Annotated in this window: 18 protein-coding genes; 2 read left to right on the plus strand and 16 right to left on the minus strand. The window is 62.3% G+C overall.

The window, feature by feature from the left end; genetic code table 11:
• Window positions 1-3 precede the first annotated feature (3 nt).
• The 16 genes from M1D99_RS20795 to M1D99_RS20870 form a co-directional block, all read right to left on the minus strand.
• Window positions 4-1,101 (minus strand): cell invasion protein, encoded by a 1,098-nt coding sequence (locus M1D99_RS20795; protein WP_458130711.1) that lies wholly within the window; start codon window positions 1,099-1,101, stop codon window positions 4-6.
• A 24-nt stretch (window positions 1,102-1,125) separates the two neighbouring features.
• Entirely contained in the window at window positions 1,126-2,895 is a 1,770-nt protein-coding gene (sctE, locus tag M1D99_RS20800) for a type III secretion system translocon subunit SctE (RefSeq protein WP_458130712.1), read from the minus strand.
• A 2-nt stretch (window positions 2,896-2,897) separates the two neighbouring features.
• Entirely contained in the window at window positions 2,898-3,380 is a 483-nt protein-coding gene (gene sicA, locus M1D99_RS20805) for a type III secretion system translocator chaperone SicA (protein ID WP_458130713.1), read from the minus strand.
• Window positions 3,381-3,716: 336 nt separating this feature from the next.
• Window positions 3,717-4,751, minus strand: a complete 1,035-nt coding sequence (locus M1D99_RS20810; RefSeq protein WP_458130714.1) for an EscU/YscU/HrcU family type III secretion system export apparatus switch protein — start codon at window positions 4,749-4,751, stop codon at window positions 3,717-3,719.
• Window positions 4,726-5,529, minus strand: a complete 804-nt coding sequence (gene sctT, locus M1D99_RS20815; RefSeq protein WP_434571449.1) for a type III secretion system export apparatus subunit SctT — start codon at window positions 5,527-5,529, stop codon at window positions 4,726-4,728. The genes M1D99_RS20810 and sctT overlap by 26 nt, the downstream gene beginning before the upstream one ends.
• A 3-nt stretch (window positions 5,530-5,532) precedes the next feature.
• On the minus strand, window positions 5,533-5,787 hold the full coding sequence (locus tag M1D99_RS20820; protein ID WP_014337351.1) for an EscS/YscS/HrcS family type III secretion system export apparatus protein: 255 nt from the start codon (window positions 5,785-5,787) through the stop codon (window positions 5,533-5,535).
• A gap of 8 nt (window positions 5,788-5,795) precedes the next feature.
• Window positions 5,796-6,455, minus strand: coding sequence for an EscR/YscR/HrcR family type III secretion system export apparatus protein (locus tag M1D99_RS20825; RefSeq protein WP_458130715.1), 660 nt, complete (start codon window positions 6,453-6,455; stop codon window positions 5,796-5,798).
• Window positions 6,448-7,371 carry a FliM/FliN family flagellar motor switch protein gene (locus tag M1D99_RS20830; protein WP_434571453.1) on the minus strand — a complete coding sequence of 308 codons (924 nt, stop codon included), beginning with the start codon at window positions 7,369-7,371 and terminating at the stop codon, window positions 6,448-6,450. Before M1D99_RS20830 ends, M1D99_RS20825 begins: the two co-directional genes overlap by 8 nt.
• A complete protein-coding gene (locus M1D99_RS20835; RefSeq protein ID WP_458130716.1) occupies window positions 7,368-8,258 on the minus strand; it encodes a SpaN/EivJ family type III secretion system needle length determinant in 891 nt (296 codons plus the stop codon). The genes M1D99_RS20830 and M1D99_RS20835 overlap by 4 nt, the downstream gene beginning before the upstream one ends.
• Entirely contained in the window at window positions 8,255-8,710 is a 456-nt protein-coding gene (locus M1D99_RS20840; protein WP_434571457.1) for a type III secretion protein, read from the minus strand. Before M1D99_RS20840 ends, M1D99_RS20835 begins: the two co-directional genes overlap by 4 nt.
• A complete protein-coding gene (gene sctN, locus M1D99_RS20845) occupies window positions 8,694-9,980 on the minus strand; it encodes a type III secretion system ATPase SctN (RefSeq protein WP_458130717.1) in 1,287 nt (428 codons plus the stop codon). The genes M1D99_RS20840 and sctN overlap by 17 nt, the downstream gene beginning before the upstream one ends.
• Window positions 9,977-10,384: an InvB/SpaK family type III secretion system chaperone gene (locus M1D99_RS20850; RefSeq protein WP_434571460.1), complete on the minus strand. Its 408-nt coding sequence runs from the start codon at window positions 10,382-10,384 to the stop codon at window positions 9,977-9,979. The genes sctN and M1D99_RS20850 overlap by 4 nt, the downstream gene beginning before the upstream one ends.
• A gap of 13 nt (window positions 10,385-10,397) precedes the next feature.
• Window positions 10,398-12,449, minus strand: a complete 2,052-nt coding sequence (locus M1D99_RS20855; protein WP_458130718.1) for an EscV/YscV/HrcV family type III secretion system export apparatus protein — start codon at window positions 12,447-12,449, stop codon at window positions 10,398-10,400.
• Window positions 12,450-12,471: 22 nt separating this feature from the next.
• Entirely contained in the window at window positions 12,472-13,578 is a 1,107-nt protein-coding gene (gene sctW, locus M1D99_RS20860) for a type III secretion system gatekeeper subunit SctW (protein WP_458130719.1), read from the minus strand.
• Window positions 13,575-15,170 (minus strand): type III secretion system outer membrane ring subunit SctC, encoded by a 1,596-nt coding sequence (sctC, locus tag M1D99_RS20865; RefSeq protein ID WP_458130720.1) that lies wholly within the window; start codon window positions 15,168-15,170, stop codon window positions 13,575-13,577. Before sctC ends, sctW begins: the two co-directional genes overlap by 4 nt.
• A 58-nt stretch (window positions 15,171-15,228) precedes the next feature.
• Window positions 15,229-15,966 carry a helix-turn-helix domain-containing protein gene (locus M1D99_RS20870; protein WP_434571468.1) on the minus strand — a complete coding sequence of 246 codons (738 nt, stop codon included), beginning with the start codon at window positions 15,964-15,966 and terminating at the stop codon, window positions 15,229-15,231.
• A gap of 180 nt (window positions 15,967-16,146) precedes the next feature.
• Here M1D99_RS20870 and M1D99_RS20875 point away from each other — a divergent pair, with 180 nt between their 5' ends.
• Complete coding sequence (locus M1D99_RS20875; RefSeq protein WP_434571470.1) at window positions 16,147-17,358, plus strand: CmpA/NrtA family ABC transporter substrate-binding protein; 1,212 nt, start codon at window positions 16,147-16,149, stop codon at window positions 17,356-17,358.
• A 14-nt stretch (window positions 17,359-17,372) separates the two neighbouring features.
• Complete coding sequence (locus M1D99_RS20880) at window positions 17,373-17,948, plus strand: ANTAR domain-containing response regulator (protein ID WP_003199539.1); 576 nt, start codon at window positions 17,373-17,375, stop codon at window positions 17,946-17,948.
• Window positions 17,949-17,988 lie beyond the last annotated feature (40 nt).

A 17,988-nucleotide genomic window follows, 5' to 3' on the forward strand; every position in this document is an offset into this window, starting at 1 on the left:
CCCTTACGCCGTCACGGCACGGATAACATCGCTACGCGATTGAAACAGCTGCATCACCATCTCCATCAGTTTCTGCAACAACGCCGCCTCGGCCGCGTCTTTCTGGCCGACCTCATCACTGAGGCTCTTCTGGCTGTTCTGCGCGCTTTGCATCAACACTTCTTTTTCCCGGGCGGCGTGCTCGGTCATCCGCACGGTGTTCGCTACCACCTGGCTCATACTCATCGACATGGCGTTGAGCGCGCGGCCGATTTCCAGTTTCCTTTCGATGCCTTTGCTGCCCATCTGGCTCAACCAGTCGGAGGTTTGGCCAACCTTCTGGGCCTTGAGGATTTCCCCGTCGAACCAGGCCTGCTCCTGGTTCGTCAGTGTCGAGCCCTTGGGTTTGAAGTCGACGGTAGTCGGACGGCCGAAATCATCGAGGGTCTTGACCTTGTAAGTGGTGTCCGGGCTCCACTCATTGCGATTGCGCTCCTGCTTGAGGTCGCGTTCGAGGCTGCCCGCGTCCATGGCGTTGCGTTTATGCAGGTCAATGTCCGCATGCTTCAACGCCTGGCCCTGGAAGGTCTTGACCATGGCGAACCCGGCGATGGCGCCGGACACCACCGCGGCAGTAATGGCGCTGTTCAGCGCCGCCTTGCCGGACTCGACAATGGCCGCGCCTTGGGACTTCGCCGCATCGGAGGCCATGACGCTGAAGTGGCCACGCAGTTGTGCATTGGCGACCCGTGCGATGTTCAGGGCGATGATCGCGGCCACCAGCACGTTGGCGTGTTTCTCCCAGGCGCCCGGGTCGAAAACCAGATCGTTGCGCACATCATCGCCGACCATGGACTTGGCTTCAGAGAAGTCCTCCCGATCCGCTTCGGTGGGCTGATAGGTATTGATCCGGCTTTCCAGCTCCGCAGCAGGAAGGGCTGCGAAGGGGCCGTTCTGGAGTATCTGCTTTGCAGTGATCTGGTCGAGGATCGGCGCCCCCTCCAGGGATTTGCGCTTTGAAAATTGCTCTTGGGCAATCAATTCGCCCAGACCGGCGTCATTGATCCGGTCATGGTCAATGACAGGGGATGCGATTGTGGTTGGAGCGTGAATAGTGGTCATTGTGGATACCTGTTGTCCGTGATTTCAAACATGCCGAACCATCTGCAAGCTGACGGAATGGCTGCGTTGCATATCGGCAAACAAATGCTCGATCTGGCGGGTGCGTTCCTGCATCGCCTGCCCGTAGTTCTCGACCACCTGGGTCAGGTAGGCGCTGATTTCCTCGCTGATCGCCATGCGTACCCGCACATCGGCCAGGTGCACGGCCGCCTGGGCCTGGTGCTGGCCGCTCTTGATTTGCAGCACGCCCTGCACCGCGACATTGCCGAACTCGGTGACGGCCTGGGCGATTTCCAGGTTCGCGGCGTAACGCGCCAGCGTGACGGGATCGGCGCCGTTGGTGATGAAACCGCGCAATTGAGAAAGCAGTTGGGTTAGCGTGTTGCCGACCGAGGTTGCCACTTGCTTCATCGCTTGCATCGCGGCGGGCGTGGCCTGGGCGACCACCGACGCCAGTTTCGAGGCGACGGCGCTGACCATTGGCCCGATCACCTGCACCCCGACCACCGCCACCAACGCGACAGCCGCCAGCGTCGAAACGATGCCTTGGATCATGCCGGCGATTTGCGCGATTTTCTTGGCCTGGTCCTCGTCCACGCCCAGACCGATCAGCAACTTGGTGTAGATTTCGGTGAACAGCTTGATGGCTTCCTGCATGACGGTCGTCAGCGGCTTCATCGCCTCGGCCATGAACGACACGCCAGTCTTGTCCTGGATCACCGAGTCGGCAATCATCACCGCCGCGCCGACCACGCCCACGGCGATGAGCACCGGGTTGGCGGTCAGGACCCCGGCGGCGATTGTCGCGACCGTCAGGATCGCCCCGACGATCTTGCCGATGCAGCCCATGGTTTTTTGCAACGCCTCGGCCTTGCGGACTTCTTCCAGGTATTTTTCCGATTCGCGCTCCATGTGTGCCTGGAGCCTGGCTTGCAACTCTTGGAACAGTTCCTGGCTGAGCTCCTCCTTGTTCTGCGCCGACTCGCCGAGCAGTTCGATGATTTTCAAGCGGTTCAATAGCGCCAGCGCGCTGCTGCTGAGGGCCTTTTCATCGGTTGGCTCGGGAGTCGAGCTGTTGACGCTGAACGCCACCACTTTCGCGAATACCGTGCCCACGGCCTTGGCACAGGCATTGGCAACTTCGACCAGCTTCAGATGCGCATCGGTCGCCACATTGAAGGCTTGGGTATGGTTCGCCACTTCGCCTTTGAGCTGGTCGCGACGTGCCAACTCCTGTGCATATTCAGGCGATTCAGGGTCCAGTTGCGCCAGTCGCGCCTCGCTTTCATCCAACAGTCCCTGGAAGTGCAAGACCCGATCGCGCAGTTGTTCGAGGTGTTCCTGGCTGCTGCCGACATTGCCCTCGGCGGCCTCCATCGCCTGGACGGCAGCGGTGTATTCAGCCGAGAGATTTTCATGAGCCTGTTGCTTGGCGCCAGCCATGCTCTGCAGCATCGCCAGGCGATTTTTCAGTTTCTTGACGTCGACCTCGCCGATCAGCTCGCTGATCATCGCCATCAATAACGTGAACAGATCGCCGCTGGTTTCCTGTTTATTGCCATCGGCGCGCGGCGCTGGCGGGTGCAATGCGGGCCGACCGGTACTGGCGGCGGACGGGCCCTCGTGGCCTTCGTATTTCACTGACATCAGGTCCGCCAGCGCTTTCTGGCCGGCCTCCTGAAAATCCGCGGTCCTGGCGGCCTTGCTGGCCGCCACGCCGTATTTTTCAAAGGCCTCGCTGCGGCTCATCGCGCCGTGAAGCGCCGGGTTGAAAGTAGTCCTTATTTCACTCATGTTCAGTCCTCCGAACAGTGCTGTTCCATGTGGGCCAAGGTGTCGAGATACACCTTGGCTTGCTCGCGCAGATCGTTTTCGGTGGCTTGCTCAAGCACATACTCGAAACACAACCGGGCCTTGCCGACCTTGCCCAGGGCCAAGTGACATTGGCCGGTGTACAACATCGGTCGGTAGTCGTTTTTGCCTTGGGCGAAAGCGATGGCATACAGGTCAATTGCTTTCTGGTGGTTTTGCTTGAGCTGATGCACCGCAGCCAGTCCCATCCAGTAATGGCTGTTGTAGAAGTCGTAGATGCACAGGAAGTGGAAGAACTTCTCGGCATCGTCCAGCCGCCCCTGTTCGTAGAACTGGAAGGCGAAGGCATAGAGACCGTCCATGTGCTCGTCACTGAGGCCTTGCACGTCTTTCAACGCCGCCCCACCGAGCACTGCATCGACGACGTCCAGGGCCACCTGCTCGTCTTGTTTGTTATCGCGACTCATCAGCCACACTCCTGAAAAAACGTCAGCGTCGCTGACCGGTGCATTGGGCCAAAACGCCGGCAAGCACGCTGCCAAATTGCGCTCATGCCATGACGAGGCTGCTTTTGTGGCGAGGGAGCTTGCTCCCGCTGGGCTGCGCAGCAGCCCCTCCAAAACGCCACTCAATCCACCTGAAACACCGCGTCGCCAGCCTTTGGGGCCGCTGCGCGCCCCAGCGGGAGCAAGCTCCCTCGCCACAGGGTCAGGTGCCAGGCACAAGTGATGGGCCCTTCAATCGAGCGGAGTCGCACAGCCCTCCTCCCTCGCCACAAAGTCCGTGTCTGGCCTCGTTCGGCCTCAAGCCTGCTCGACCTGCTCAAGCCAGATCAGCAACCGCAGCACCTCCTCGATTTCCTGCACCTGGAGAAAGCTGTAGCGCTGGTGGGTCTTGAAGATCCGTCGAGCCAAGGCAACGTCGTTAACCACCGGCACCCCGACCTCCTTGGCGTACGCCCGAACCGCCAGGGCGCGCTGGTTGGTTTCCATCAGGGAGATAAACGGCAGCAAGGTGATCTCCGGGCGGAAATACACGCCGATGGCAATGTGGGTCGGGTTAGCGATGATCATCCGCGAGCCGCGCACATCGGACTTGACCTGCTCCGACAACAGTTCCATGTGCAAGTCGCGACGGCGGCCCTTGATCTGCGGGTTGCCGTCCTGCTCCTTGTGTTCGCGCTTGACCGAATCCTTGTCCATCATCTGGTCTTTCATGAACAACCAGTATTCGCTGAGGGCATCGAGCACGACGATCAGCAGGACGCAGGCGAGGAATGCCAGCACCAACACCAACAACAAACGCCCCCAGATCGCGAACAGGTCCGGCGCCTCGGCGAACAGTTGGGCGAACAGCAATTGGCGCTGGGTGATCCAGACGATCCACAGCGCCATGGCGAAACTGCCCAGGTACAACAGCGCCTTGACGGTGTCCTTGACGGTGCGCAGGCTGAACAGTTTTTTGAACCCGTTGATCGGGTTCAGCGCCCCCAGGTTCAGCTTCAAGGCTTCGCTGGCCAAGGCAAAACCGCTTTGCAGCAAGGCCGGCACGGCGCTGGTCAGCACGCACACCAGCAACAACGGCAACAACGCCTTGAGGCCGACCAGCACCAGCATCGCCGAGTAGGCTTGCAGCTCGGTATCGAAATCGTTGGCGATGATGCGCCGATAGACCTCCATGATCTCGACCAACGAGCTGTTGAAGACCATGTAGGTGATGCCGCACAAGGTCAGGCAGGTGATGACCAGGTCCTTGGCCTTGAACGTCTGCCCTTTGCGCGCCGCATCCCTGAGGCGCTTGGCGGTGGGTTTTTCAGTCTTCGAGGCGCTTGATGACATGCTCGCCCTCCGCGCTGCCCAGGTACCGCTCCAGCCCGCCCGACGTCCCGCCCATGCGCAGGACCTCATCCGGCAGATGCACGCCGAAGTACAGCATCAGCACCACCAATGCCACCAGGCTCTTGACCGTCAGCGACACCGAGAACGCATTCATCTGCGGCGCATACCGCGAGAGCAAGCCGAGCAACGCCTCACTGACCAGCAAGGTCGCTACCACCGGCGCACTGATGACCAACGTCTTGCTCACCAACGCATCCAGTAATGAATAGAGTGCAGGCAGGTGCAGCTCACAACTGCTCGCTGGCGCGCAAAGGCGATAACTGTGGCCGACGGTTTCGAGCATCAACAACAGGCCGCCACCTTCGAGATACACCGCCGCGGCAAACAACTGGAGAAAATTCGCCAGCTCCGAGGTGTCGACACCGTTGGCCGGATCCACTGTGCTGCTGAGCATGGCCCCGCGCTGGTTGTCGATCAGGTTGCCCATGGCGTGCAACACCCAGAACGGCCAACACAGCAATACACCCAGCAGCACGCCGATACCCGCCTCGCGCAGCAACAGGCCGAGGAACGCCAGGCTGTCGAGGGCGGGCGTGGGCACGCCGACATAGCGCCAGAAGCCCAGCGCCACCAGGACAATCACCGCCTGACGCCCGGCACCGGTGAGCACGCCGCTGTTGAGAAACGGCAACATGAAAAAAATCGGCGCCAGGCGCGCCACGCCCAACACCGCCGCGGCGAACCAGGCGTACAGTTCAAAAAACAGCGCCACCGACATCGGCTAGCTCAACGCCAGGCGAATGACTTCACGACTGAAATCCAGCAAGGTTTCGCCGTACCAGCCCGAAAGCAGGAACAGGCACGCCGCCACCGCCAACAGCTTGAAGCCGAACGGCAGCGTCTGTTCCTGCAACTGGGTCACGGTCTGGATCAACCCGACCACCAGGCCGACCACCGTGGCGACGATGATTGGCCAGGCCACCATCAGCAGGATCAGGTACAGGGTTTTGTTGCCGGCATAGACCAGATCGTTCATCGATGCACCTAGGCCAGCAAGGTCAGGTATTGCTTGACCAGCCCGGTCGACAGCAGCGCCCAGCCGTCCAGTGCAACAAACAACACCAGTTTGATCGGCACGGAAATGATCACCGGGCTCATCATCATCATGCCCAGCGCCAGCAGGATGCTGGAGATCACCAGGTCGACGATCACGAAGGGCAGGTACAGGTAGAAACCGATCTTGAAGGCGCTTTTGATTTCACTCAGCGCATAGGCCGGCAGCAGCGAAAACAGCGAGGGCTCAACCTCTTCATCGGCAGGCAGGCCCGCGTCGACTTCATCCTGGATTGCCTGGGCCCGCTCGAAAAACTGCGCCAGCTCCGGGTCGGTGTACTTGCGCAGGTAATCCTTGTAGCTGCCCAGGCCGTTCTCGGCAAAGTCCACCACCGACGCGATGTCGGTAAAGGTCACCGCCTCGGTCTTGTAGTAGTCATGGCCCTGCTTCATGACCGGCGTCATGACAAAAATCGCCAGCATCAGGGCAATCGCATTCAGTGCCATGTTCGACGGCACCTGCTGCAGGCCCAACGCGTTACGCACGATGACAAAAACGATGGAGAACTTGAGGTAGCAGGTGCCCGCCGCCACCAGGAAGGGCAGCAGCGAAGCGAACGCCAGTAGCGCGATCAGCGAAACGTCATTCATCGACACTGGTCCGATAGACCTTGAGCAATTCGACACCCAACTGGCCGTCCAACTGCACCAGTTCCCCCCGGGCCACCGGCTTGCCGTTGGCGCGCACCTCTATATGCCGCGCCGCGTCCTCGGCCAACGGGATCAGTTGTCCGTCGATGATGCGCGACAGCGTTGCCAGGTCGGTTTGATGGCTGGCGAGCAGGAATTCCAGGCGCACCGGCAGCGCGCCCAGGTCGATGGCCGCGTCGGCGTCTGGCGGGTTATCCGGGTTGGCATCGGTCACGGTCGATTGCATCGCTAAGCCCTCTTGGGTAAAGGTGAAATTGCCAAGGTAATGGTCGGCCAGACAGCACCGCTGAGTGCGCTGGACGATGCGCAGGACATCGCCCTCACCCAGGCGCCTGTCGTTGGGAAGTCTCAGGTGAGTGACACCGAGGATCAGCTCCAGGCGCAACGGCAATGCGTCCAGCCATGCGCCGACGCCCACGCGCTCGCTGGCAGCGGGTATCGGCGCCAGTTGCAGGAACCACACGCGCCCCCGAGGGGTTTCGAGCCAGGGCAGCTCGCGGATGGGCAATCGCCCCGGGGCGACGCACGTGATGTCGCCCAGCGCCTGGTATTGAAGCTCGTCTATTTCCAGCGACAAAGGACGCGGCACTGCGCGAAACAATTCGAGGATGTTCATCAACGGTGTTTCCACTTTCAGCAACGACTGCAACGATGGCAGCGCTCGATTCAACCAATCATGGGCCGCGATCAGCCCTTGCCAGTCGCCGCCGTCGACCTGGGCGCAAAAACGCAAATAACTGCACTCCCCTGGCACCTGGCCCAAACCCGCCTCATGACCGGCGCGCCGCCAGCGTTGAATCGCCTGCGCCTGGGCGTGCGCCAATGGCTCGATCCGTCGTAGCTGCAAGGCGCTCATACCGGACGCTCAGCCTGTTCGTCCGGGTCTTCGTCCGGCGTTTGCTGCGAACCCTGGCGCGGCTGCTCGTCGCCACTGTCGGCCAACCGCCAGGCCGGCTCACGAGCCAGCTCGAAAGGCGCCTTGAGTTGCTCCAATACTTGGGCGTTGCTGGGGTTGAGCGTGAAGTTCCGAGCGGGCTCATCAGGCAGCCGAGTAATCGTTACCTGCCCATTGGCCGCCCCTTTGTTGAACGGTACTTGCAGCAGCCCCCGGTTCGTGTCCGGCAGCGCCTCGACCATGACCTCAAGCATCGGCGGCGCGGGCGGGAGCACCGGTGAAGGGATGGCCGCAAGCGCAACGGCTGGCGTTGGGCGCACGTCTTGGAAGCCCTGCGGAATGTGAGGCGACTGCTGTTCATCGAGACGGGATGCCGGGCGGGCACGAGGCGCAGTGAGAGGTTCGACCGTTGACGGCGCGATCGGCACTGGCGTCGTGGCCTTGTCGACGGCAGACGCCAAAGGCTGCAGGCGTTGCGGCAATGGGTGTTGCGCCAATTTTCCGAGCTGCGGGTGAAGCGGTGGATAAGCCACGGTTTCACGGGCGATCAAGGGTTTTCCATCGGGCTCGACCGCCAGCGTATCCTGGACAACCGACCGTGCCTCATCGCCCCCCACCGCCAGCACTTGCTGACCGACACTCAGTGCCTGCCGGGCCAGCGCCCGGGCGGCTTCGATCATGGGTCGCTGAGGCGGCAGGATCAGCGACGCCATCAGGTCCAATACGCCTTGCGGCAACTCATCCTCTTGCACTGGGACAAGTGGGTCCAGCCATTGATCCAACGAACCTTCGTCGACGGGCTCCAGTGCCTGGACCGGTCGGGTGGGAACTGCAAGAACCTGATTCATCGTCGTACCCCAATCATCTCTTCCAGCTCCCGCTCTTCCCGGCGCACCGCCTCTAACCGCTGCACACGCAACAGTTGCTGGACGGAGCGCTCATACGTGTCGTGTTTACGTTGCAGCCCACGCAATTGCTCGCGCTGCACCTGCAATTGCTGCTCGACCTGCCGACATTGCTGGTCCACGCGGTCACGCTCGACACGCAACAGATCGATGCGCCGACGAATGACCGCCTGGGTTCGCAACAGCGCCAACAACTGGCCGTGATCCATCACGCAGTCATTCGCCCGATGACTGATCAACAACCGTTGCAGCGCCGCCTCTTGTTCCTCGAAGCCGGACTGCTCCTGCAACAATGGCTGCAATTGCCGCTGGACACGCAACACCGCCTGTTCGCCGCGTTGCCGACGGAACTGACTGAAGGCCAGCAGGCGTCGTCGATCAAGCAATGATTTCATGCAGGCTCCGCAGGGTTTCATCCGGTTCGCTACGTTGCTCCGTCGACTGGCGCAACCATTGGCCGAGGGCTTCGCGACGTTGCAGCGCGTGGTCATTGGCCGCGTCCACGCCTGGGCTGTATTCGCCCATGTCGAGAAACACCTGAAGTTGCTCAATCCGCGCCAGGGTGTCCCGGGTCGCGGCCGCCAGTTGCCGAACCTCTGGCGAGGTGACTTGCGTCGCCACCCGGCTGACGCTGCGCAAGACATCGATGGCCGGGTAGTGCCCCTTGGCGGCCAAGGCCCGGCTGAGGTAGATGTGGCCATCGAGGATGGAGCGAATCTCCTCGGCAATCGGGTCCGGCTCGTCGTCACTTTCCAGCAGCACCGTGTACCAGGCAGTGATGCTGCCCGACGCGGTCACGCCCGGACGTTCGAGCAAACGCGGCAAGGCATCGAACACCGAGGCCGGATAACCCCGCCGCGCCGGTGCTTCACCGGCCGCCAAGGCCAAGTCGCGGCGAGCGCGGGCGTAGCGCGTCAACGAGTCCAGCAACAACACCACGCGCCGGCCCTGGTCGCGAAAGTACTCGGCGATGGTGGTGGCCTGCAGCGCCGAGTTGCAGCGATCCACCGAGGAAAAATCCGACGTGGCGTACACCACCACGCAACGGGAATGCTTGGGCGACTGGCGCAGATGCTCGATGAATTCAGTCACTTCACGCCCGCGTTCGCCAATCAGGCCAATGACAAAAACCTCCGCGTCCGTGTGTTCGATCAGCATGTTGATCAAGGTGGTTTTACCGGAGCCGGCGGCGGCAAAAATGCCGATGCGCTGGCCGACACCGCAGGTCAGTAAACCGTCGATGACACGAATGCCGGTGCGCAACGGCTCCACCACCGGCCGCCGCTGCTGGTACGACGGCGGGTCGGCATCCACCGCACAGTCGCGCTGGACCACCGCTGTCGACGGCGCCAGGCGCTCGACGATCACGCCCTGGGGATCGACCACACTGCCGAGCAAGGCATCACTGCAAGTCAGTTGCAGAGTCGCGCCGGTGGGCACGATCATCGACTCCCGGGACAAGCCTTTCGCCTCGCCCAGCAAACTGAGCAGCACCGCGCCAGGCTTGAAGCCGATGACCTGCGCCCGAGCGGCAACCTCGGGCGCGCGCCAATGCCGGCGCACTTCACAGATTTCGCCGACCACCACCTCCCGCAGCGCCGCCTCGATCAATGGACCGCTCAAACGCAAGGGATGGGCCGCGAGCCGTTCCAGGCGCAGGTTCATCGACGCAGGATGTCCAGCAGCGTTTCAATGGCCTGCACGAAGGAATCCAGCGCTTGGGCCAAGTGCTCGGCAGCGTTCAAGGCATAGGCACTGGCCATAAAACGCAACTCCAGCCGCCCCTCGACCTCGCACAAGTGCAATTGCCCGGTACGGGAAAACGGGTTGCCTTCGAGCAGGAACTGCATCAGGTCAAAAGCACAATGATTCATTGACTGGGGCGTCGCTTCGGCGACCGCCGCCCAGACCCACACATCACCTTCCACCTCAGCCACACTGATGTCCGGCAGGTTTTTCATCTGCATTTCTATCGTGCTGTGGCTGTCGAAATGCCCAATCTGGCTGTCCACGCAGCCGCTGTGTCGTAGCGCTTCGCGTAACAGGTCGGCGATATCCATCGGTAACATTTGCAGAATTTCCTTAAAGCGTCTTGATGACATTGACCGAGACCGTCTCGGAGACTTCGCCGAACGACATCACGTCCAGCTCCCGGAAACGGCCCTCGACCAGTTTCTTGATGTAGCGCCGCACATCGACCGAACACAGCAGCACCATGTCCTTGTGGGCGATGTGCACGCTGTCCAGGCCGACACTGAGGCGGTCCATCAGTTCTTCCGATTCGGCCGGTTCCAGGTTGAGGAAACTGCCGCCCGAGGTTTGCCGGATGCCCCGGCGCACCACGTCTTCGAACTCCGCCGACAACAGCAGCACGCGCAGGTCGTTGCCCTGGGCAAACTTGTTGCTGATGTAGCGGGCCATGGCGCCGCGCACATGCTCGACCAGCGCTAGCACATCCTTTTCCCGGGAGGCCCAATGGGCGAGGGTTTCGAGGATCAGCTTCATGTTGCGCACGGAGATGCGCTCGCCGATCAAGCGTTGCAGCACTTCGGCGATCTTCTGCACCGTGACGTGGCGATAGACTTCCTTGAGCAGGTCGGGGTAGCGCGCTTCCATTTCATCGAGCAACTGCTTGGTTTCCTGCACGCCGAAAAACTCCTGGATGTTGCGCGCCAGCAACGTGACCAGGCAGCGATAACATTCTTCGTCGGCAGGCCGCAGGTGATAGCCCAACTGCTGCACCCGCTCGCGGTCAGCGGCGATGACCCAGACGCCACCGAGGCGATTGCTGTCGTTACCGCGCACCAGGGCAAAACCCAACGGCTCCAGCTCCGGTGAATAATCCAGCAGGCGCCAGTGATCGAAGTGAATATCGAACTGCTCGGCGCGCACTTCATTGATCAGCACCGCCACTTGATGGACCGGCAGCGCCTCGCTGGCCCGTAACCGCGGCTCGGGAATGCGCAGCCCGTAGTCGACGAAGAACTGGCTGCGAAAGCGCGCCGCCCAACGCTCCTTCTCCAACGCTTGCAGGCGCGCTGGGGGTACCAGCAGCATCAGGGCGATGGTTTCAGTGGCAACGTTGTCGACGTCATCGAGCAATCCCGACTCACCCTGCGCCGCGCCCGGCTCGGCAGGTTCGCTGCGGCTTTCGCCCGGGCCGGCCTGGCGCGAGGCGCGGCGATGGCGCACAAACACCACCAACCCCAGCACACTGGCAATGGAGAGAAACGTCAGCAATGGAAAACCGGGCAACAGGCCCACGCCTATCGCCAGCAACGCGGTGACGCCCAGGACGAACGGGTTGCCGAGCATCTGGGCAAGCATGTTGCGCCCCAGGTTGCTGTCATCGCCGTTGACGCGGGTGACGATGAAGCCCGCGCCGATGGCGATCAGCAGCGCGGGGATCTGCGCGACCAGGCCATCGCCGATGGTCAACAGCGTGTAGGTGGACAAGGCCGTGGACATGTCCATGCCCAATTGCCCCATGCCGATGGCCATGCCGCCGATGAAGTTGACGAAGATAATGATGATGCCGGCGATGGCATCGCCCTTGATGAATTTCATCGCCCCGTCGAACGAACCGTACAGCTGGCTTTCGCGCTCCAGCACGCTGCGTTTTTCCCGGGCCTGGGCCGCGTCGATGGCGCCGGCCTTGAGGTCGCCGTCGATGCTCATCTGCTTGCCGGGCATGCCGTCCAGGGAAAAGCGCGCCGCCACTTCGGCGACCCGTTCCGAGCCTTTGGTGATCACGATGAACTGGACAATGGTGACGATGGAGAAAATCACGAAACCCACCACCAGGCTTTCGCCGATCACGAAGTCGCCGAACGACGCGATGATCTCGCCGGCATCGGCCTGGCTGAGAATCAGCCGGCTGGTGCTGATCGACAGCGCCAGGCGGAACAGGGTCGTCAACAGCAGCAGCGCCGGGAACGTCGAATAGCTGAGGATGCGTTCGATGTAGAACGAGCCCATGAACACCAACAGCGAAATGACGATGTTCAGGCCGATGAGAAAATCCACCAGCACCGTCGGCAGGGGGATGATCAGCATGGCGATGATCATCACCATCAAGGTGAGGATCAGCAGCTCCGGACGAGCGCCGACACTTCGCAGGAACACATTGAACATTAGGCCTGGCTCCGCGACACGATCATGGCTGGCCACCGGACTGGCGCTGTTCGATGCATTCGTGGGCATAGGCGACGTCGGCCAGGCGGGTGAACTGGATCGCCAGGCGTTGCGGCGCCTCTTCATCGGCAAACAGCGGCGGCGGCAGTTGCAGGCTGAGCCGCCGCAGGATTTGCAGCAGCGTCGAACGTTCGCGATGGGCACTGAGCAACACCTGCTCGCCCAACACACCGAGCAACAGCTGGTCGAGGTCATCGGGGTAGGTCAACACGCCGAGCAGGAACACCAGCCAGTCGGCTTCCTGGGGGTTGTGCCGACAGACGAGCGCATCGCCAAGCACGGCGCCGATGAACAGCCCATCGGCCGAACGCAAGCGCTTGAGGTCGGTCACCCGGGTCAGCAACTGGCCAAACTCGATGCGCGAGCAACTCGGGTCCTGGGCGCTGATGTCGGTGAGCAGCCCGGCTTCGATGAAGGCCAGCACATTCATGCGCTGTGCCGGGCCATACAGGGCGATCCAGTCCTGATAGCAGCCGAGCGGGCCTTCGTCGGACTCGAGGAAATCCCGATAGGTCTCGCGTAGCAGGCCGGCCCTGACGACCATGCTCTTGCCGAACATCCTGGCCTTGAGCGCGGCGTTGATCCCCGCGTTCAGGCGCTTGGGCGAGCCTTGGGCGACCACCGTCTGCAAGAGGGTTTCGAGGCGCTGGCGGGTGCGGGTTTCCAGGTTGCGGCGGCGTAACAACGCCCGCAACACCAGCGCCAGGTCGCTGTCATCGGGGAACAGGCTGCGCGCCATTTGCAGCAACCAAGCCACGGGTTTGTCCGCCAGCCGCGCCAGGCTCAGCACCTGCCGGGCCTTGGGCACGGTGTCGTCCTCGAGCACGCGTTCGAAGGTGTCGGTCAGGGTCTCGGACTTGAGTTCGAACAAACGCCGGCCACGGAACTGCGTCAGCGCCGCCGACAGCTCGTCGCTGATCTGCACGATGCGCTGGGCCACGGCCGCCGTTGCGCTGTCGTCCAGCGTCGCCTCGGCGTCGACTTGTGGTTGTGGATGTTCGGCGGCCTTCTCGGCGTTCAATCGAGCCTGGGCAGCCCGGCCGCCCATGGAAACCGGGGGCAGGATCATGGCTCGGACATCCGGAAGTACATTCGACGCACGCGCTCATGTTGCTCGGGGGTCAGCAACGGCATGCCCAGTTCCACGGGTTCAAGAGCGTCGCGAATCTCCTTGGGCTGAATCAAAAACACCCGCACCGTGTTGGCCGAGCGGCCCTGGCGATAGCTGAACAAGCGGCCGATCCACGGGATCGACCCCAGCACCGGCACGCGTCCGACCTGCTCGCCATGGTCATCGCGAGTGAAGCCGCCCACCAGCAGGCTCTTGCCCTGGGGCACACGTGCCACGGTACTGATGCGCGTACGCCCGACCGTCGGCAAGGCACTCTGCTGCTCACCCCGGCCGGGATTCTCGACTTCATTGCCGTCCTCGATATTGAGCGACATCTCGATCTCGTCGGCCTGGGCGAAACGTGGCAGCACATTCACCAGCGTGCCGTAAGTGATGTGCTGCAGATCGACGCTGCGCTCCCCCACCAGCGGGGCGTAGAAGGTACGGTTGTTGTCGAAGATCGCCGGCACGTTTTCCTGTGTCAGGATCACCGGTCGCGAGACCACGTTCGCCCGCTGGGTGCGCTCCAGCGCCATGACCTGGGTCACGAACGAGGCGCCGTCGAGGGTGGTGGCCGAACCGGCGTTGAGCGAGGCGCTAAATTGCCCGCCTGACTTCACCGCGCCTTGCCAGTTGATACCCAACTGATTGAGTTCGTCCTTGTGCAGATCGATGATCCACAGCGACAGCTCGACATGGCGTTTCGGCGTGTCCAGGGCATTGACCAGGTTCTCGATAAAGCGCACCTGCTCGGGCAGCCCCTTGACCAACAGGCTGTTGGTGTCCGGGTAAGCGACCACACGAATGTTGCCGGCGGCCACCTCGCGCGCAATGATTCGCGGTGCCGTCGGGTCCTGGTCCGAAGAGGTGTTCGCCAGGCCTTCGAGGGGAAACACCGGCATCGAGCCCTGCGGCCGCTGGGTGGAGGATTGGGCCACCGACGATTCAACCTGCCGCTTCTCGCCGCGCAACAGGTCCTCGATCACGGTGGCCAGCCCGGGAATGGTCACCTTGTCATCGCGTAGCTCGTATTTTCGGTCGCTGACGAAGGTGTTGCGCACATGGATGACGCCAATCTGCTGCTTGCCCAGCAACAGCTCCGAACGCTGGTTGTCCATCAGCCCGGCCGCTTGCACCACCAGGTCGACATACATCGGCGGGCCCGACACATGGAACGTCCGCAGTCCGTCGTGACGCAGCGGATAACGCGCATCGTGCAAGCCTGAACGGCCGAGGAACGCCTGGAGCTTGGCGACGGTGAGGGTTTGGAGCGACATCATCGCGCTCTTGATTTCCGAGGCGTCATACAGGTAGATCGCCTGGCCATCGCTGTACCAGATCAACCCCATCTGTGCGCTGACTCGCTCGAATGTCCGTTGCGGCGTGCGCAGGTCGAATGTCCCGCCAATGCGCTTGGCCGCCGCGGCCTTGCTGACGATCACCGGCTTGCCCAATGACCCGGACAGCTCGCTGAAAAAGGTCCGCGCGCTCTGTTCGCGAGCCTCGAAGGTATAGACATCGGCCCTTGCGGCACCGGATGCGAGCAGCATCACAGCGCTAAGGCAGACGAATAAAAGGGATGGGGATAACGCTTGGCGGCTCATCGACTCACTTGCCTGGAAGGTAGGTGATATCCGCCAGGCTGCTGGGTGCGAAGCCCACCAGTTCGCGGATCTCCTTGGAAAAATGTGACGACGAAGCAAAGCCGAACTCCAGCGCGACATCGGTCAACGAGCCGTCCTGAAGACTCATGTTCAACAGCGCCTGGGCCGTGCGCCAGCCACGCAAGGCCGGTTTGGCGGCAGAGCCCAGGGCTTGGCGACAGAGCCTGCGAAAATGCGAAACCGATACGCCGTAGCGTTGCGCCAGCGTGTTCAGTTTTTCGCTGTGGGTGCCTTGCTCCAGAAGGAAACGCACGAGCCCGTAGCTCTCGTGATGACGCAGCAGGTGGGCGACCGCGTGATAGGCCGGCGTGCCGCTCATCGCTTGGCCGATGTACCAGCGTTCGAGCCGTTGCGGCGAGCGGACGGTTTCCCCCGCCACCGGCAACAGGGCCCATGGCTCCGCGTGCAGCCGTTGCCCGGCATCCACCAGGGCATCGCTCATGTCCAGGAACGCCTGCAGCTTGACCAGCGTCGCTTCGCAAACCGGCGTGACATGCAACTCACCGCCACAGAAGCGCAGCGAATCGCTCTGCACCACCAAACCCTCCCAACCGACGGGCAGGCAGTGGCTGCGGCCCAACCTCCCGGCGCTCAGTTGAACCGGGGCCCGGGCCACGCGCAGGTGCAGCACGCGTTCGCCCAGATCAGGCAATGCCGTGGCGAGAATGGATGTGTCCTGCATGCCGTCTCCTTTGCTACGTGGCGTTGGAAGGACCGACAGGATGAAAGACACGACGCCTGGAATCTTGATGGGAAGGTGATGAGGGCTCGGCTGGCATATGCCTTGCACCATTACTGCTCATCGGCGCCGGTGCCAAAGGCCAAATGAGTGCCAGACTGATTAAGTGGAAGGTGATGCACGATGAATGAAGTTCCAGCCAACCCCCTGGCCTGGGTCAACGGCAGCGATGCCCCGGAAAAGAGCGCGGTCAACCTCGGCTTCATGGCCTTGAGCGACTGTGCCCCGGTGGTGGTGGCCGCCACCCAGGGCTTCGCCCAACCCTACGGCTTGACCCTGAATCTCAAGCGCCAGGCCTCCTGGGCCAACCTGCGGGACAAGCTGGTCAGCGGTGAAATCGACGCCGCCCACAGCCTGTATGGCCTGGTCTATGCGGTGCACCTGGGCATTGGCGGGGTCGCGCCGACCGACATGGCGGTGCTGATGGGGCTGAACCAGAACGGCCAGAGCATCAACCTGTCCCATGGCTTGCAGGCCCAAGGCGTGACCAGTCCTGAAGCACTGGAACGGCACGTGCACCAAACTCGCCCGAAACTGACCTTCGCCCAGACCTTCCCCACTGGCACCCACGCCATGTGGCTCTATTACTGGCTCGCCGCCCAGGGCATCCACCCCTTGTCGGATGTCGACAGCGTGGTGGTACCGCCGCCGCAAATGATCGCGCACCTGCAAGCCGGGCGCATCGACGGGTTTTGCGTCGGTGAGCCCTGGTGCGCCAGCGCGGTGAAACAGAACCTCGGCTTTACCCTGGCGACCACCCAGACCATCTGGCCCGACCACCCGGAAAAAGTCCTGGGCTGCACCCGTGCGTTCGTCGAGCAATACCCCAATACCGCCCGGGCGTTGGTGATGGCCATTCTCGAAGCCAGCCGTTTCATCGAACAAAGCAGCGAAAACCGTCGCAGCACCGCGCAACTGTTGAGTGCACCGCAATACCTCGACGCCCCGCTGGACTGCATCGAGCCGCGCCTGCTGGGCATCTATGCCGACGGCTTGGGCAACAGCTGGCAGGATCCCCACGCGATGCGCTTCCATGGCGACGGCGAGGTGAACCTGCCGTACCTGTCCGACGGCATGTGGTTCATGACCCAGTTCCGTCGCTGGGGCTTGCTGCGCGAAGACCCGGATTACCTGGCCGTGGCCCGGGACGTCCAGCAACTCACGCTGTACCGCGAAGCCTGCGCGGCACTGGACATTGCGTCCCCGAGCCAGGACATGCGCAGCAGCCAACTGATCGACGGCACCACCTGGGACGGCTCGGACCCGGCCGGGTACGCCCGCAGCTTCAAACTGCACGCCTTGAGCGATGCGGCTCCCCTTCTCGCCAGCCGCTGACAGGAGCCACGACCATGCTGCGTATTCTGCTGATCAACGACACCGCGAAAAAAGTCGGCCGTCTCAAGGCTGCCCTGATCGAAGCCGGCTTCGAAGTGATCGACGAATCCGGCCTGACCATCGACCTGCCGGCGCGCGTCGAAACGGTGCGTCCGGACGTGATCCTGATCGATACCGAGTCACCCGGACGCGATGTGATGGAGCAAGTGGTGCTGGTCAGTCGCGACCAACCACGCCCGATCGTCATGTTTACCGACGAGCACGACCCCAATGTAATGCGCCAGGCGATCAAGTCGGGCGTCAGCGCCTACATCGTCGAAGGCATCCACGCCGCGCGCCTGCAACCGATCCTCGACGTGGCCATGGCCCGCTTCGAAAGCGACCAGGCCCTGCGCGCCCAACTCCTGGCCCGGGACCAGCAACTGGCCGAACGCAAGCGCATCGAACTGGCCAAGGGCATGCTGATGAAGATGAAGGAATGCAACGAAGAGCAGGCCTACACCCTGATGCGCCGCCAGGCCATGAGCCGCCAGCAGAAACTGATCCAGGTGGCGGAGCAGATCATTGCCATGAATGAGCTGCTCGGCTGAAAGCCTTGTAGCGCCTGGCCTGCGCCCATCGCGAGCAGGC

The sequence above is a fragment of the Pseudomonas sp. R3-41 genome (assembly GCF_054161485.1).

Excerpts from the sequence above, each read along its gene's own strand:
- M1D99_RS20825 (WP_458130715.1), bottom strand. The coding sequence starts at position 6,455 with ATGAATGACGTTTCGCTGATCGCGCTACTGGCGTTCGCTTCGCTGCTG.
- M1D99_RS20855 (WP_458130718.1), bottom strand. The coding sequence starts at position 12,449 with ATGTTCAATGTGTTCCTGCGAAGTGTCGGCGCTCGTCCGGAGCTGCTG.
- M1D99_RS20810 (WP_458130714.1), bottom strand. The coding sequence starts at position 4,751 with ATGTCATCAAGCGCCTCGAAGACTGAAAAACCCACCGCCAAGCGCCTC.
- sicA (WP_458130713.1), bottom strand. The coding sequence starts at position 3,380 with ATGAGTCGCGATAACAAACAAGACGAGCAGGTGGCCCTGGACGTCGTC.
- sctN (WP_458130717.1), bottom strand. The coding sequence starts at position 9,980 with ATGAACCTGCGCCTGGAACGGCTCGCGGCCCATCCCTTGCGTTTGAGC.
- M1D99_RS20830 (WP_434571453.1), bottom strand. The coding sequence starts at position 7,371 with ATGAGCGCCTTGCAGCTACGACGGATCGAGCCATTGGCGCACGCCCAG.
- M1D99_RS20820 (WP_014337351.1), bottom strand. The coding sequence starts at position 5,787 with ATGAACGATCTGGTCTATGCCGGCAACAAAACCCTGTACCTGATCCTG.
- M1D99_RS20850 (WP_434571460.1), bottom strand. The coding sequence starts at position 10,384 with ATGTTACCGATGGATATCGCCGACCTGTTACGCGAAGCGCTACGACAC.
- sctE (WP_458130712.1), bottom strand. The coding sequence starts at position 2,895 with ATGAGTGAAATAAGGACTACTTTCAACCCGGCGCTTCACGGCGCGATG.
- M1D99_RS20840 (WP_434571457.1), bottom strand. The coding sequence starts at position 8,710 with ATGAAATCATTGCTTGATCGACGACGCCTGCTGGCCTTCAGTCAGTTC.
- M1D99_RS20880 (WP_003199539.1), top strand. The coding sequence starts at position 17,373 with ATGCTGCGTATTCTGCTGATCAACGACACCGCGAAAAAAGTCGGCCGT.
- sctC (WP_458130720.1), bottom strand. The coding sequence starts at position 15,170 with ATGCTGCTCGCATCCGGTGCCGCAAGGGCCGATGTCTATACCTTCGAG.
- M1D99_RS20870 (WP_434571468.1), bottom strand. The coding sequence starts at position 15,966 with ATGCAGGACACATCCATTCTCGCCACGGCATTGCCTGATCTGGGCGAA.
- sctW (WP_458130719.1), bottom strand. The coding sequence starts at position 13,578 with ATGATCCTGCCCCCGGTTTCCATGGGCGGCCGGGCTGCCCAGGCTCGA.
- M1D99_RS20875 (WP_434571470.1), top strand. The coding sequence starts at position 16,147 with ATGAATGAAGTTCCAGCCAACCCCCTGGCCTGGGTCAACGGCAGCGAT.
- sctT (WP_434571449.1), bottom strand. The coding sequence starts at position 5,529 with ATGTCGGTGGCGCTGTTTTTTGAACTGTACGCCTGGTTCGCCGCGGCG.
- M1D99_RS20795 (WP_458130711.1), bottom strand. The coding sequence starts at position 1,101 with ATGACCACTATTCACGCTCCAACCACAATCGCATCCCCTGTCATTGAC.
- M1D99_RS20835 (WP_458130716.1), bottom strand. The coding sequence starts at position 8,258 with ATGAATCAGGTTCTTGCAGTTCCCACCCGACCGGTCCAGGCACTGGAG.